This is a genomic window from uncultured Dialister sp., from assembly GCF_900538805.1.
Lineage (GTDB): Bacteria > Bacillota > Negativicutes > Veillonellales > Dialisteraceae > Dialister.
In genome coordinates, this window is record NZ_UPZP01000055.1 from 1 (window position 1) to 14,285 (window position 14,285).

Annotated in this window: 9 protein-coding genes; all 9 read right to left on the minus strand. The window is 51.8% G+C overall.

From position 1 onward, the window contains the following. Positions 1-316: 316 nt before the first annotated feature. The 9 genes from kdsA to QZQ29_RS06125 all read right to left on the minus strand — a co-directional run bounded on the left by kdsA (position 317) and on the right by QZQ29_RS06125 (position 13,706). The gene (gene kdsA, locus QZQ29_RS06085) at positions 317-1,156 is read right to left on the minus strand and encodes a 3-deoxy-8-phosphooctulonate synthase (protein ID WP_296961147.1); all 840 of its coding nucleotides are present in this window, start codon (positions 1,154-1,156) and stop codon (positions 317-319) included. Next, positions 1,153-1,884 carry a 3-deoxy-manno-octulosonate cytidylyltransferase gene (gene kdsB / locus QZQ29_RS06090; RefSeq protein ID WP_296961150.1) on the minus strand — a complete coding sequence of 244 codons (732 nt, stop codon included), beginning with the start codon at positions 1,882-1,884 and terminating at the stop codon, positions 1,153-1,155. Before kdsB ends, kdsA begins: the two co-directional genes overlap by 4 nt. Continuing rightward, a complete protein-coding gene (gene lpxK / locus QZQ29_RS06095) occupies positions 1,881-2,990 on the minus strand; it encodes a tetraacyldisaccharide 4'-kinase (RefSeq protein ID WP_296961153.1) in 1,110 nt (369 codons plus the stop codon). Before lpxK ends, kdsB begins: the two co-directional genes overlap by 4 nt. After that, positions 2,980-4,308: a 3-deoxy-D-manno-octulosonic acid transferase gene (locus QZQ29_RS06100; protein ID WP_296961155.1), complete on the minus strand. Its 1,329-nt coding sequence runs from the start codon at positions 4,306-4,308 to the stop codon at positions 2,980-2,982. Before QZQ29_RS06100 ends, lpxK begins: the two co-directional genes overlap by 11 nt. A 197-nt stretch (positions 4,309-4,505) precedes the next feature. Beyond that, complete coding sequence (gene msbA, locus QZQ29_RS06105; protein ID WP_296961158.1) at positions 4,506-6,290, minus strand: lipid A export permease/ATP-binding protein MsbA; 1,785 nt, start codon at positions 6,288-6,290, stop codon at positions 4,506-4,508. Then, positions 6,280-7,419 carry a lipid-A-disaccharide synthase gene (gene lpxB / locus QZQ29_RS06110; protein WP_296961160.1) on the minus strand — a complete coding sequence of 380 codons (1,140 nt, stop codon included), beginning with the start codon at positions 7,417-7,419 and terminating at the stop codon, positions 6,280-6,282. Before lpxB ends, msbA begins: the two co-directional genes overlap by 11 nt. Continuing rightward, positions 7,416-8,240, minus strand: a complete 825-nt coding sequence (gene lpxI, locus QZQ29_RS06115; RefSeq protein ID WP_296961164.1) for a UDP-2,3-diacylglucosamine diphosphatase LpxI — start codon at positions 8,238-8,240, stop codon at positions 7,416-7,418. Before lpxI ends, lpxB begins: the two co-directional genes overlap by 4 nt. A 464-nt stretch (positions 8,241-8,704) precedes the next feature. Then, positions 8,705-9,964: a serine/threonine transporter SstT gene (gene sstT / locus QZQ29_RS06120; RefSeq protein ID WP_296961168.1), complete on the minus strand. Its 1,260-nt coding sequence runs from the start codon at positions 9,962-9,964 to the stop codon at positions 8,705-8,707. 313 nt (positions 9,965-10,277) lie between these two features. Next, positions 10,278-13,706: a pyruvate carboxylase gene (locus tag QZQ29_RS06125; RefSeq protein ID WP_296961171.1), complete on the minus strand. Its 3,429-nt coding sequence runs from the start codon at positions 13,704-13,706 to the stop codon at positions 10,278-10,280. Positions 13,707-14,285: the final 579 nt, after the last annotated feature.

Here is a 14,285-nt window from a genome sequence, read left to right on the forward strand (position 1 = left end):
TTCGCGTCGACTGATTCCTTGCATTGAATAAAAATACAAGAATGAAATCCGATAACGATTTAATCAGCGCTTCCCTAACGGGCGATGAGTTTTGTGTTACCGCCTTTGACAGAAACCGATGTCTGAAAATCTGACGTCTTTAGTATCCTTCAAAAATCCGGTCCTGCGGCAAGCGGAAAGCGGATAGCAGAATTTACTATCACACTGCCTCACCAGTACACCAGTACACTAGCACACTAGTACACCAGCACACTAGTACACCATCTCACTAGCTCACTAGCTCACTAGCTCACTAGTACACCAGCTCACCAGCTCACTAAGCTCCCAGTCCCTTTTCCTTATCCTTTTTTACCACCTGGTTGATGGCGATGAGGTCTTTCAAGAGGTCCTCCAGGGAGGAGAGGTAAAGCATGTTGGTGGAATCGGAGAGGCCTTCCGGCGGATTGTCGTGGACTTCCATGAAGAAGCCGTCTACGCCGGAAGCTGCTGCGGCCCTTGCCAGGTAGGGGATGAATTCCCGCTGGCCGCCGGTGGTATTTCCCATGCCGCCGGGAAGCTGCACGCTGTGGGTGGCATCAAAAATGACGGGGTAGCCGAACTGACGCATAATGGGGAAGGAACGCATATCTACCACCAGGTTGTGGTAGCCGAAGGATACCCCTCTTTCCGTGACTGCCAGGTTCGGGTTATGGGCCTCTTCCATTTTTTCAATGACATTTTTCATATCTTCCGGTGCCATGAACTGGCCCTTCTTCACGTTCACCGGCTTGCCTGTCATGGCAGCGCCGTAAACCAGATCGGTCTGGCGGCAGAGGAATGCAGGAATCTGCAGCATATCCAGCACCCTGGACGCCGGAGCGAGCTGTGTCACATCATGGACATCGGAAAGAACCGGTACCTGCAGTTCCTTCTTAATGTCCGCCAGGATTTCCAGACCCTTTTCCAGACCCGGACCGCGGAAAGAATGATAGGAGGAACGGTTGGCCTTATCGTAGGAGGCTTTGAAAATGTACTGCACCCCCAGCCGTTCACAGATTTTCTTGATTTCCCGGCCGATCATCAGGGTACGGTCATAGCCTTCAATAACGCAGGGGCCGGCGATGAGGAAGAGCTTTTCCCCATCCAGTGTCAGATTTCCTACATGAATTGTTTTCATAAGTGGTTCCTTTCAAAATACTCATTGGCTTTCTTCAAATCCGCTTCCGTATCGATACCGATGTCTTCGGTTTTTACAGAAATGACACCGATTTTATAGCCCATTTCCAGGGCCCGGAGCTGTTCCAGGGATTCCGTCTTTTCCAGCGGCGTCTGTTCCATTTTGGCATAGGCCAGAAGGAAATCCCGGCGATAGGCGTAGATGCCCACATGCTTCAACGGCGGTTCTGCAAAGTCATGACGGGGATAGGGGATGAGGGAGCGGGAGAAATAAAGGGCTTCGCCCTTCCTGCTGACCACCACTTTCACGGCGGAGGGGTCATCATATTCTTCCTTATGGAGCGGTGTGGCCACGGTGGCCATATCCAGGTCTTCATGGTCCATGAGATCCTTTGCCAACCGGTCAATGACATCGGGATCGATGAGTGGTTCATCGCCCTGTACATTCACAATAATATCATACTCCGGAAATTTCGCCGCCACCTCTGCCAGCCGGTCCGTGCCGGTGGGATGATTGACGGACGTCATAACTACATGGCCGCCGAAGGATTTTACTTCTTTTTCAATATCCCCATGGTCTGTAGCCACAATCACCGTATCCGGCACTTTGGCCAGAAGGGCTCTTTCATAGACCCTGTGCACCAGTGTTTCGCCTGCAATCATACGAAGAGGCTTGCCCGGAAGACGGGTAGAAGCATACCTTGATGGAATAATACATGCGACTTTCATTTCAAATCCTCCCATTGCTTCCTTACAGCAGCTTCCCCTTCGGAAAAGGCCATTTCGATTTCCAATACGTAAAAGGGAACTGCCGCTTTTTCTATTTCCTTCAGATTCATCATTTTGACTGCGTCCTTTTCCGTGGTCACAATCATGTCTGCGCTGTATTTCACAGCTTCCGATATGACATTCCGCAAATCCTCATCGCTGTAGTGATGATGGTCGTCGTAGGCCATTTCCCCGGTGAGGAAGAATCCTGCTTCTTTGGCAGTCCTGGCAAAGGCCGCGGGATTTCCTATGCCTGAAACCAGGTAGGCCCGCTTTCCCTTGATTTCCGAAAGGGGGCCTTCATGGTTTCTTTCTTTCCATTTCGCAAAAGACACCGCCCTGGAGGGGCTGTGAGAGGCACAGATAACCGGAATGTTCGGCGCCAGTTTTTCCAGCCGGTTCCTGATTTCCAGAACCCTTTTCTCCTCCACCTGGTCACTCTTGGTAAGGATGAACAGGCTGGCCCGTTTCAGGGCATCCGGCCTCTCCCGAAGAAGCCCCCGGGGAAGGGCATGTTCATAGCCGAAGGGATTGGTGCAGTCAAGGAGCACCAGATCCCTGTCCCTTTTCATTTTCCAGTACTGGAAACCGTCATCCATAAGAAGGATATCCGCCTTGAGCTCTTTGGCTGCTGCTGCCGATTTCATGCGGTCCTTTCCCACCAGCACCGGCACATGGGGCAGCTTCAGGGCCATCATGTAGGGCTCATCTCCTGCGGCGCTTTGGGAAACAAGGATGCTCTTCCCATCGGAAACAACGCCTCCCTCCTTTTCCAGACCGCTTCGGTAGCCCCGGCTGATAATGGCAGGATGGAAGCCATCCTTTTCCAGCATGTCCGCCAGCTTTATGATGCAGGGGGTCTTTCCTGTGCCGCCGGCGCTGATATTTCCCACAGAAATCACCGGAATGCCGCAGCCCTCCGCCTTACTTTCTTCTTTTTTCCGGCGTTTTTCCACCTGGGAGAGATAAACCTTTTCCAGCCTTTCCAGAAGAGAGAGCATGAGCCGTCCCTTCAGGTCCGGAGAAGGATTCTTCATGAGGCCGGTGACGTAATTTTCAAGACTCATGCTTTTCCCTCAGCTTGATACCGTATTCCTTCACCAGTTCTTCAAAGGAAGCGATATTTCTTTCCGTGGCGCCCTGGTTTTCATGGACCACTTCCAGCGCCGCTTCTCCCATTTTCTTCATTTTATCCGGATTGCCCAGAAGGTCCATCAGCGTCTTTTCAAAGGAATTCTCATCGGGCGTCATAATGCATACGCCCCGTTCGGAAAGAAGTTCGAAGATTTCCTGGAAATTGAACATATAGGGTCCCACAAGCACCGGTTTCCCGTGGGCTGCGGGTTCCAGGATATTATGGCCTCCTACCTTCACGAAGCTGCCGCCTACAAATACCACATCCGCCAGACTGTAGAGACGTCCCAGTTCGCCGATGGTATCCAGGATGACAATCTGTGCACCTTTGCCATCGTCCTCTTCTGTTCCCATTTTGGAGCGGCGAAGTACCGTGTAGCCCTGGTGCTTAATCATAAACCGCACCGAAGCGGCCCTGGTAATTTCGCGCACCGCCAAAAGGAGCCTTGCATCCGGATATTTTTCCAGAATCTTTCCAAAGGTGCGAACCACGATTTCCTCTTCCCCGCCGTGGGTGGAGCCGGCCACAATGATGGGCCCCTTCCCTTCAAAGCGGAATTCCTTCCTGAGCCTGGCTCTCTCTTCCTCCGACACCTCCGCATAGGTCTGGTCGTACTTCGTATTTCCTGTAATGACCACCCTTTCCGGAATGGCGCCCATGGAAATGATACGCTCCCTGTCGATTTTTGACTGCATGCAGAATTTGCGAATTTGGAAAAGCATGCGGGTGGTGAACCGCTTGATGAGGGAATAGCGGCGCATGGAGCGGCCGCTGATTCTGCCGTTCATCATCATCACCGGTATCTTTTTCCGCCAGGCCAGGCGGAGGAAATTGGGCCACAGCTCCGTTTCGATGAGGATGATGGCCTTGGGGTTCACGATATTTACAATCCGTTCCGTAATGACAGGCAGGTCAAAGGGGAAGAAAATATGGCCGTCCGCTTCCGGAATGATGCGCTGTGCCATGCGGTGGCCTGTGGCGGTAACCACGGACACCACCACCATTTCATCGGGATATTTCTTCTTCAATTCACGCACAATAGGACTGGCCGCCACCACTTCCCCAACGGAAGCGGCATGGACCCAGATGGCATTGTGGTCTGCAATCTGCAGCAGCGTAGGCGTAGGCATGATGCCGGCACTCTGCTTCAGTCTGTCATAAAAGCCTTCTTCAAATACCAAACGGTAAATCAGAAGGGGAATCTGGAGAATCCAGTAAGCCACCAGGCAGATGTTATAAAACCAATACAATGGGATATCTCCTTTGTGAAACAAATGGGGAGGGAAGAGATTTGAGATTTGAGATTTGAGGTTTGAGGTTTGAGGGGGCGTTTCTTGTTTCTCATTCACCGACACAATGGCTCAAAGAAACCAGAAACTAGTCCACTAGTCCACTAGCTCACTAGTCCACTAATCCACCAGCCCACTAATCCCCCCAGCCCGCTAAGCTATCCTTCCTTTTCCTCGTCCTCCGCCGCTTCTTCAGCTTCTGTCACTTTGGCGCTCATGGTGTAGAGGTCGTAATAGAGGCCGCCTTTAGCCATGAGTTCATCATGGGTGCCCCGTTCGGCAATGACGCCGTCGTTCAGTACAAGAATCTGGTCTGCATTCTTAATGGTGGACAGGCGGTGGGCGATGACGAAGGACGTACGGCCTACCATGAGCTTGTCCAGCGCATCCTGTACCACCTTTTCGCTTTCCGTATCCAGGGCAGAGGTGGCCTCGTCAAGGATGAGGATTTTCGGGTTCTTCAGGATGGCCCGGGCAATGGCGATACGCTGGCGCTGGCCTCCGGAAAGAATCAGTCCCCGGTCCCCCACCTTCGTATCAATGCCATCAGGCAGTTCCCTGATGAATTTTTCCGCATTGGCGGAACGGATGGCAGCCCACACCTCTTCGTCGGTGGCATCCAGGCGGCCGTAGAGCACATTGTCCTTAATGGATGTATTAAAGAGGAGTGTATCCTGGGGCACCAGACCGATCTGGTCGCGAAGGGAGCCCAGCTCCGCCTTCCGAATATCCATGCCGTCGATATCGATTTCACCGCCGGTGATTTCATAGAACCGGGGGAGCAGGTTGGCTATGGTGGATTTACCGGCACCGGAGGGCCCTACGATGGCAATGGTTTCACCGGGATTGGCTTTGAAATTGAGATCCGTCAAGACCGGATGCCCTTCTTCGTAGGCAAACTGTACATGCTTTGCCTCCACCAGACCATTCTTCACCACCAGCGGCTTTTCTTCTTCATGGTTCTGGTCCTCTTCTTTTTCGTCAAGAATAGCAAAAACCCGGTCCGCTGCCGCCAGGGACTTCTGGATATTGCCGTAGCTGTCGGCAATACGCTTGATGGGGTTTGCCAGGTTGATGGCATAAATGAGGAAAGCGATGAGTTCGCCGGCGGTCATAATGCCGTCGATAACCGATACACCGCCGTACCAGATAATGACCGTAATGGCCAGAGCCGCCAGAAATTCCACCACCGGCGTGAGCTGGCTCTGCTGGCGGATAGACCGCACCGTGGCCTTGAAATTGTTCTGGTTTACCTGCCGGAACCGTTTGGTTTCATAATCACAGCGGTTGAAGCTTCGAATGATGCGGACACCGGAAATGGTTTCCTGCAGCATGGCCGTCACGTCGGCCAGCCTTTCCTGCACGCTCCGGCCGGAGGAATGGAGCTTCCTGCCGAAGAACTTGATGGTCACCGACACCAGGGGCACAATGACCAGGCAGAGAATGGTGAGCTTCCACTGGAGATAAATCATGGCGGCAAAGGAGCCGATGAAAATGGCCCCTTCCTGCACCAGCATGATGAAATCGGTGGTCATGGCAGTCTGCAGGGCACCGATGTCGTTGGTGAGATTACTCATGATTTCGCCGGTGCGCCTTTTATCAAAGTAAGCAATAGGCAGCTTCTGCAGATGCTCGTAAAGTTTGTTTCTCAAATCCCGAATCACCGACTGCCCGATGTACCCCATGAGATAGCGGTGGGCAAAGGTGGTGGAACCGCGGATAAAGAACACCACAATAATGGAAATAATAATCAGATAAAGCATGGTGAGGTCTTTATCTTCCAAGACCTTATCAATGACGTCCTTGATAATCCAGGGAACGTAAAGGTTGGATGCCGATACCGCCACCATACAGATGATGGAAATAATCAGCAGCTTGATATAGGGCTTCAGAAATTTGAGAAGCCTTTTATAACTGTTTAATTTGCTTCGTTTATTTGCCATGAACCGCTCCTGCAGTCTTTATAATAAGCTCGGCCACCCGATGGACAGCTCCGCCGGATCCCAGCGCTTTCCGCACTTCCCTGATTTCTTCCACATTCTTTTCCCTTTTCTTTTCGTCTTCCAGCCAGGGAAGGACGATGGATACAATGTTTTCCGCATTGGCCCGGTCCTGCAGAAGCTCCGGCGTCACCTCCCGGTTAAGGAGGAGATTCGGAAGGCCCGCATATTTCACATGGACCAGAAGATTGGCCAGAAACCAGGTGAAGGGGGACAGTTTATACACCAGCACCGTGGGAAGCTCCATGAGCGCCGTTTCCAGGGTGGCAGTGCCGGAGGATGCCACGCAGGCGGTGCATATGTGCATGAGGTCGTACTGACGGCCTTCAGTAATTTCAATGGAAAGGGAAGTTTTCCCTATGATAGACAAAAGCATGTCTTTGGAAATGGTGGACGCCCGGGGAATGAAGAACTGACATTTTTCCTTTTCCGCAAGCTTTTCCGCCGCCTTCAGCATGATGGGAAGAAGGCCGGCCACCTCATTTTTCCGGCTGCCCGGCATGAGGAGGATTCGTTTTCTAGAGGAATCTCCGTGGAAATATGCCATAGCTTCATCAAAGGACATGGAAGGCTTCACCGTATCTGCTAAAGGATGACCTACGAAGGTGACATGGGCCCCCGCCTTGCGGTAGGCCTCTGCTTCAAAGGGAAATATGGAGGCCACCTGCTCCACATCCCGCACAATATTCTTTGCCCTGCCCTTGTTCCAGGCCCAGATGGTGGGCGCAATGTAGTAAATCACCGGAATGCCCAGTTCCTTTGCCACATGGGCCAGCTTCATATTGAAGCCCGGATAATCTACGCACACCAGGACATCCGGTTTTTCTTCCACCATGGCTTTTCTCAGGAAGGCGCGGAGACGGAAGAAGAAGGGAATATGGCGGATCACCTCCACCACGCCGATGATGCCCAGATTTTCTATATCATATATAATACGGACACCGCTCTTCTTCATGTCGGCGCCGCCCATGCCGAATATGTCCGCTTCCGGCATCATTCTTTTCAATTCCGCCGCCACAGCAGCGGCATGCATATCGCCGGAAGCCTCTCCGGCAGACATCATTATTTTCATATCTTATCCTGTTCTACCGCAAGAATGACGATGCCCTTCCGGTCTGCTTCTTCAATGACCGCGTCCTTTTCAGCAAAGAGCGTATGCCATGCTTCAATGGCAAGGACTGCACAGCCCGATTCCTCCATGGAATGAAGAGTTTCAAGCCCTACGGCGGGCATATCAAAACGGGTATCCTGGGAGGGCTTTGCCGTCTTTACCACCACGGCGCCGCCTCTGGCAAGACTCCCGCCCCGGCGGATGCAGGCGTCGGTGCCTTCGATGGCTTCCACCGCCATGACGGCCTGGTTCTTCACCACCACCGTCTGTCCCAGATCCATGGCACCGATGGCCTTGGCCGCTTTAAAACCAAAGGAAACATCTGCCATCTGTGCTTCCGTAGGTTTCTTTTTTGTGAATACCTGGGGCCCCGGCATGAGGGGCTTTAAGTATTTCGTCTGGTCAAGGACGGAAATGCCATCCTTTGCCAGCTCCTCCACAATGGCCAGGGTCACCGTGTCATCCTTAAAATTCATCTTTCTTAAACGGTTCAATACCTTGATGGCCCGAAGATCCGGGAAGGGATGGTTCTTGAAAAGCCACTCCTTCGTCACCTTGCCAATCATGGTGACTTCCTTCACCCCTTCGCCCACCAGGGTCTTAATCACTTTATTCAGCTTGAATGCGCTGATTTCATAATAGGCATCTGCCATATCCTTCAGACGGGGATCAATGCCGGGAATCACCGCGATGCATACCACCCGGTAGCCCTGGGACTTCACCGCCTCCGTGAATTCCACGGGAAGGGTGCCGATACCTGCCAAGAGACCGATTGTTTCCATAAAAACCTCCTGCGTCAACTCTTTTTATTTTATCATTTCCGGCGAAACCGCGCACTATTAAGACTGCAAAAATATGGCTTATATGAAAAAGCAGAAACGGTTATATAGAATCCTGTCTATTTTATGATATTTAGCGGTGAATGGCAAGCCGATTTCCTCCAAAGGAAACAATTCTCCCCTTTTCAGGACTATAGAAACAGAGAGAACTGAAAGGGCCCGGAAGGGGCGCCCCCTTTTCTGCCTGTCATGTGCACAGACCTTACCAAGGGACAGGCCTACGGAGAAGCGGGGAGAACTTCCACATATGATTTGGGACTCTCATGGTACCGAAAACAGTAAAAATTCCTGAAAAATCTGCCGGGAAACCCTTTCCGCGCCGGAGGGCAGCATGGTATGATCCAGGAATTTTTGCTGTGAAAAAAAAGACTGTACCTCATTGGGAAGTACAGTCTTTTTTGATGCGTTTAATGTTCGTCCTTTGGCACCATGTCTTCTGCTTTCAGTGTGCCGTTCTTTCTGCGTTCTGCAAATTCTGCAGTGGCTGTGAAAAGAACGTCGCTGGAGCTGTTGAGGGCGGTTTCGCAGGCATCTTCCAGTACGGAAATGATGAAGCCTACACCTACCACCTGCATGGCAATGTCATTGCCGATACCGAAGGATGCGCAGGCTACCGGGATAAGGAGCAGGGAGCCGCCGGCTACGCCGGATGCGCCGCAGGCACCTACGGTGGATACGATGCAGAGCAGAAGGGCTGTGCCCATATCTACGTTAATGCCAAGGGTATTGGCAGCGGCCAGAGCCAGCACGGAAATGGTGATGGATGCACCGGCCATGTTGATGGTGGCGCCCAGGGGGATGGAAATGGTGAAGGTGTCGGGGTCAAGGCCCAGTCTCTTGCAGAGGGACAGGTTCACCGGGATATTGGCAGCGGAGCTTCTGGTGAAGAAAGCATACACGCCGCTTTCACGGATGGTGGTCCAAACCAGGGGATAGGGATTCCTGCGGACCTTGGCAAATACGATGAGCGGGTTCATCACCAGGGCTACCAGGAAGTAGGAGCCAATGAGGACACCAAGGAGCTGTACATAACCAAGGAGAGCCCCCAGACCGGCGGTGCCTACGGAATCAGCCACCAGACCCATAATGCCAAGGGGTGCGAAATGAATGACCCAGGTAACCACCTTGGTAATGCCGGCGGCAATATCATTGAGGCAGGCCTTGGTAGTATCTCCGGCGCAGGTCTTCAGTGCGATACCCAGGATAATAGCCCAGCCCAGGATACCGATGTAGTTGGCGTTCATGAGAGCAGCCACCGGGTTATCTACGATGCTCAGGATCAGATTGTGAAGGACCTGTACGATACCGCTTGGCGGAGCCAGCTTCGTATCCGGTGCCACCTGGAGAGACAGGGTGGTGGGGAACAGGAAGGACATGGTAACGCCTACGATGGAAGCAAAGAAGGTGCCGATGACATAGAGTTCAATAATCGGCTTCATGCTGCCGCCGGACCCTTCCTTCCTCTGGGCCATGGCATTCATGACCAGGAAGAAAACCAGGATAGGCGCTACGCCCTTCAGTGCCTTAACGAAAAGGTCACCGAAAATCTTGACCACCGGAATGGCCGGCGGGAAAAATACGGCAATGCAGATACCGATGACAAGGCCCACGGCGATCTGCTTGATGAGGGACACCCTGCTAAGGATGTTCTTAATCTGGCTAAACAATATAAACTCCTCCTCCAATGAAATAAAATCCCATTTACTCCCATTCGGAAAGCACCGATTGAATTGCTTCAGACTTCACTCCTAAATAAAGCCTGAATCAACCAATGCTTCCCATTCTCCCAGTTTATTCCCCATGTATTCTAACTAGTATACCCTGCCGTTCCCTGCGTGGCAAGTACGGAAAGTCATATATGCCTAAAAGGTACACTATTTAGTTTATGCTATGCCGCTTTACGATTTCTGCCTGCGGCAGCTGCCGGGAGAAAGAAAAGCCCTGTACTCTTTACGAGCCAGGGCTTTTTCCATGAAATGATTATTCAATCACCATGAGCAGGTCTCCCGATTCGATTCTCTGTCCTGCTTTCACATGGATTTCAGAAACAATACCGTCCACAGGAGCGGTGATGGTGGTTTCCATCTTCATGGCTTCCGTCACGATGATGGGATCCCCCTTCTTTACGGAAGCACCCTTGTCCACCAGAAGCTTCACTACGGAGCCGGAAAGGGTGGCACCCACTTCACCGGCAATATCCTTGTCCGCCTTTCTGGCGGTCACGGCCGTTTCTGCCACATGCTTGTCATGGATCTTGATTTCACGGGGCATGCCGTTCAGTTCGAACTGGATTTCCCTGTTGCCTTCGCCGTCAGGCTTGGTAATGTTATCCAGTTTCACCAGAAGCATTTTACCTTCATCAATGTCCACACGGATTTCTTCGCCCGGCTTCATGCCGAAGAAATAGGTAGGCGTATCCAAAATGGAAAGGTCGCCGTACTTGTGGTACCGTTCCATGTAGTCACTGAATACCTTCGGATAGATGCAGTAGGAGGACACATCTTCTTCCCTGGTGGGAATGTGCTTTCCCTTCATTTCCATCTTGACCTTCTCAAAGTCCACGTCCTCCGGCTGGCTTTCCAGATGAGGCTTCTGTCCGCGAAGGATGATGTCCTGCAGCTTCTTCGGGAATCCGCCATAGGGAATGCCCAGTTTACCGTCGAAGAAATCTACCACAGACTGCGGGAAGTCCAGGGTTTCCCCTTTTTCATAAATGTCTTCTTCGGTGAGGTGGTTCTGCACCATGAAGAGAGTCATGTCCCCTACCACCTTGGAGGACGGGGTAACTTTGATAATATCGCCGAACATCATATTCACTTTGGCATACATGCGGCATACTTCCGGCCACTGTTCTCCAAGGCCCACAGCCGTAGCCTGCTGGCGGAGGTTGGAATACTGTCCTCCCGGCATTTCATGCTGGAAGACCGTGGTATTCGGGCTGGCCATGCGGGAATCCACACCGGCATAGTAGGGGCGCACGCCCTGCCAGTAGCGGTCGATGGTTTCCAGTGCATCGATGTCCAGCTTCGGCTGGCGGGGATGATTCTGGAGTGCATAGTACATGGCAGTCATGGAAGGCTGGCTGGTGCCGTTGGAAAGGGCGCCGGTGGCCACGTCCACAATATCCACCCCTGCGTCCACAGCCTTGGCATAGGAGTAAAGGGTGCAGCCGCCGCCTTCATGGCTGTGGAGGTGGATAGGCAGATCCACCGCATCCTTCAGGGCGGAAATCAGGGCATAGGCTGCTTCCGGTTTCAGAAGGCCCGCCATATCCTTGATGGCAATAATATTGGCGCCGGCATTCTTCATTTCCTTTGCCAGATCCGTGTAGTACTTCAGGGAGTATTTCTGACGGTTGGGATCCATGATGTCGCCGGTGTAGCAGAAGCAGGCTTCTGCAATCTTATTCTTCTTCCGTACCTCATCAATGGATACGGTCATATGGTTCAGCTGGTTCAGGCAGTCGAAGATACGGAATACATCGATGCCGTTATCTGCAGCCTGGTCGATGAAATGACGAACCACGTTTTCCGGATAGTTCGTATATCCCACCGTGTTGGCGCCGCGGGTAAGCATCTGGAAGAGGATATTGGGCGCAGCTTTTCTCATCTGGCGGAGCCGGTCCCAGGGGCTTTCATCCAGGAAACGGTAAGCCACGTCGAAGGTGGCGCCACCCCAGTTTTCAAAGGAGAAAAGCTCCGGCACATGAACAGCGGTGTAATGGATGGCCTTCATAATATCATGGGTTCTTACGCGGGTGGCCAGAAGGGACTGATGGGCATCACGGTAGGTGGTATCCATGAACATGACTTCCTTGCGGTCAAGCACCCATTTGGCAAACTTTTCCGGCCCCAGTTCGTCCAGAAGCTGTCTTGTTCCTTTCGGCGCCTCTTCCTTGGAAGCGTCCAGCACCGGAAGGGGAGCAAAGTCCGGTTTTTCCTTGTGGCCGGCACCGGCATAACCGTTCACCGTCACATCGCCGATGTAGGAAAGGAGCTTGGTGCCCCGGTCGGAAATGAGATCCGGTTCCTGCAGGAGCCAGGGGTTCCGGTCAATGTAGTTGACATCGCATTTTCCTTCCTGGAAATCCCTGGTGCGGAGCATATTCTGCAGGAAATAAATGTTGGTCTTCACGCCGGAAATCCGGAATTCGTCCAGGCAGCGCAGCATTTTGTGGATGGTATCCTTCGGATGGAGGGCATGGGCTGTCACCTTTACCAGGAGGGAATCGTAGTAGGGGGTAATAACAGCGCCTGCATAGGCGGTGCCTGCGTCAAGACGAATGCCCGGGCCGCCGCCGGAACGGTAGGCAATGATTTTGCCGGTGTCAGGCATGAAATTGTTCTGCGGATCTTCGGTGGTAATGCGGCACTGAATGGCTACGCCCTTGTACCAGATGTCCTTCTGCTGGCCGATGGCGATTTCCGGGCTGTCCACGGAGTAGCCCTCGGCAATGAGGATCTGGGTCTTCACGATATCCACATCGGTAATCATTTCCGTTACCGTATGTTCGACCTGTACACGGGGGTTGACTTCGATGAAATAGAAATGCTTCTCATCCTGGTCCACCAGGAATTCCACGGTGCCTGCATTGAGGTAATGCACATGCTTCATGAGCTTCACTGCCGCATTGCAGATATTCTGGCGCAGTTCCTTGGGCAGGGACCAGGCCGGTGCCATTTCAATAACCTTCTGGTGACGGCGCTGGATGGAGCAGTCACGTTCAAAGAGATGAATCACATTGCCCTGTTCATCACCGATGATCTGTACCTCGATGTGCTTCGGGTTCATGATGCATTTTTCTACATAAACATCGTCATCGCCAAAGGCCATCTTGGCTTCGGACTTGGCCCGGTTATAGGCTTCTTCCAGGTCTTCCATGCGGTCCACGTTGCGGATGCCGCGGCCGCCGCCGCCGTTGACTGCCTTAATCATGATGGGGAAACCGTTCTTTTCAGCGAATTTCTTCACTTCCTCGAAGCTCTTTACAGCGCCCTTGGAACCCGGAATCATGGGGATGCCCGCTTTTTCTGCCTGGATGCGGGAGTTCACCTTATCGCCGAACATCATCAGATGCTCTACCTTAGGTCCGATGAAAATGATGCCTTCCTCTTCGCACCGTTTGGCCAGCTTGGCATTTTCAGCCAAAAAGCCGTAGCCCGGATGGATGGCGTCCACATCATGCTCCTTGCAGATGCGGATAATATCTTCAATATCAAGGTATGCATCAATGGGCTTGTCTCCTTCGCCCACCAGGTATGCTTCATCAGCCCGGTTGCGGTGCAGGGACAGAATATCTTCTTTGGAATAAATGGCTACCGTGCGAATCCCCAGTTCGCTGCAGGCGCGGAATACGCGGATGGCGATTTCGCCTCTGTTAGCCACCAGGACCTTGCGAATATGTCTCATACAATCCTCTCCTTTAAAATCGGTTGTGTAGAAACCGTAAAGTTTTTCAGCGGCAAAGCCCGGTCCATCAACCATAAACAGGGCCTTCCCTTTTGTTATATGTAACATTGTACTAAGGGGATTTTCTAAAATCAATAGCCCTCTATAAATTGGTATCGATTCACCTATCAATTCATGAAACAAATAAGTCCATAGATTTAAGGTTAAATATGAATTGATGGTTTTATCCGCGTTTTTAACTATATATTTATATTTTAATAAATTATTATCTATCATTTTACACCGTGAATAGCAACTTTCCCTATTCTCCATATATAAATTTCTATAATTTTCTTCAGCGCGTCAGCGTTTCCTATCATTTAAAAGAGGCATAAAGCCGATTAACCGGTTTTCTAAAAACGCCATGGGTCCCATAATCCATAAAAAAGGGGCTGTGAAAAAATGCTTAAACATTTCTTCACAGCCCCTTTTCCACTTCGGTTGTAGACTCAGAAAATTGCCCAAAATAACAGTAAGCTGTTCTCCGTATTGTCATCTCGAGCGGAGCTGCATGTCGATATGAGAGCAAAGGTATTTGGC

Bases quoted from the DNA above. Each gene is read 5' to 3' on its own strand.
- kdsA (WP_296961147.1), bottom strand. From the start codon at position 1,156: ATGAAAACAATTCATGTAGGAAATCTGACACTGGATGGGGAAAAGCTC.
- kdsB (WP_296961150.1), bottom strand. From the start codon at position 1,884: ATGAAAGTCGCATGTATTATTCCATCAAGGTATGCTTCTACCCGTCTT.
- lpxK (WP_296961153.1), bottom strand. From the start codon at position 2,990: ATGAGTCTTGAAAATTACGTCACCGGCCTCATGAAGAATCCTTCTCCG.
- msbA (WP_296961158.1), bottom strand. From the start codon at position 6,290: ATGGCAAATAAACGAAGCAAATTAAACAGTTATAAAAGGCTTCTCAAA.
- lpxB (WP_296961160.1), bottom strand. From the start codon at position 7,419: ATGAAAATAATGATGTCTGCCGGAGAGGCTTCCGGCGATATGCATGCC.
- lpxI (WP_296961164.1), bottom strand. From the start codon at position 8,240: ATGGAAACAATCGGTCTCTTGGCAGGTATCGGCACCCTTCCCGTGGAA.
- QZQ29_RS06125 (WP_296961171.1), bottom strand. From the start codon at position 13,706: ATGAGACATATTCGCAAGGTCCTGGTGGCTAACAGAGGCGAAATCGCC.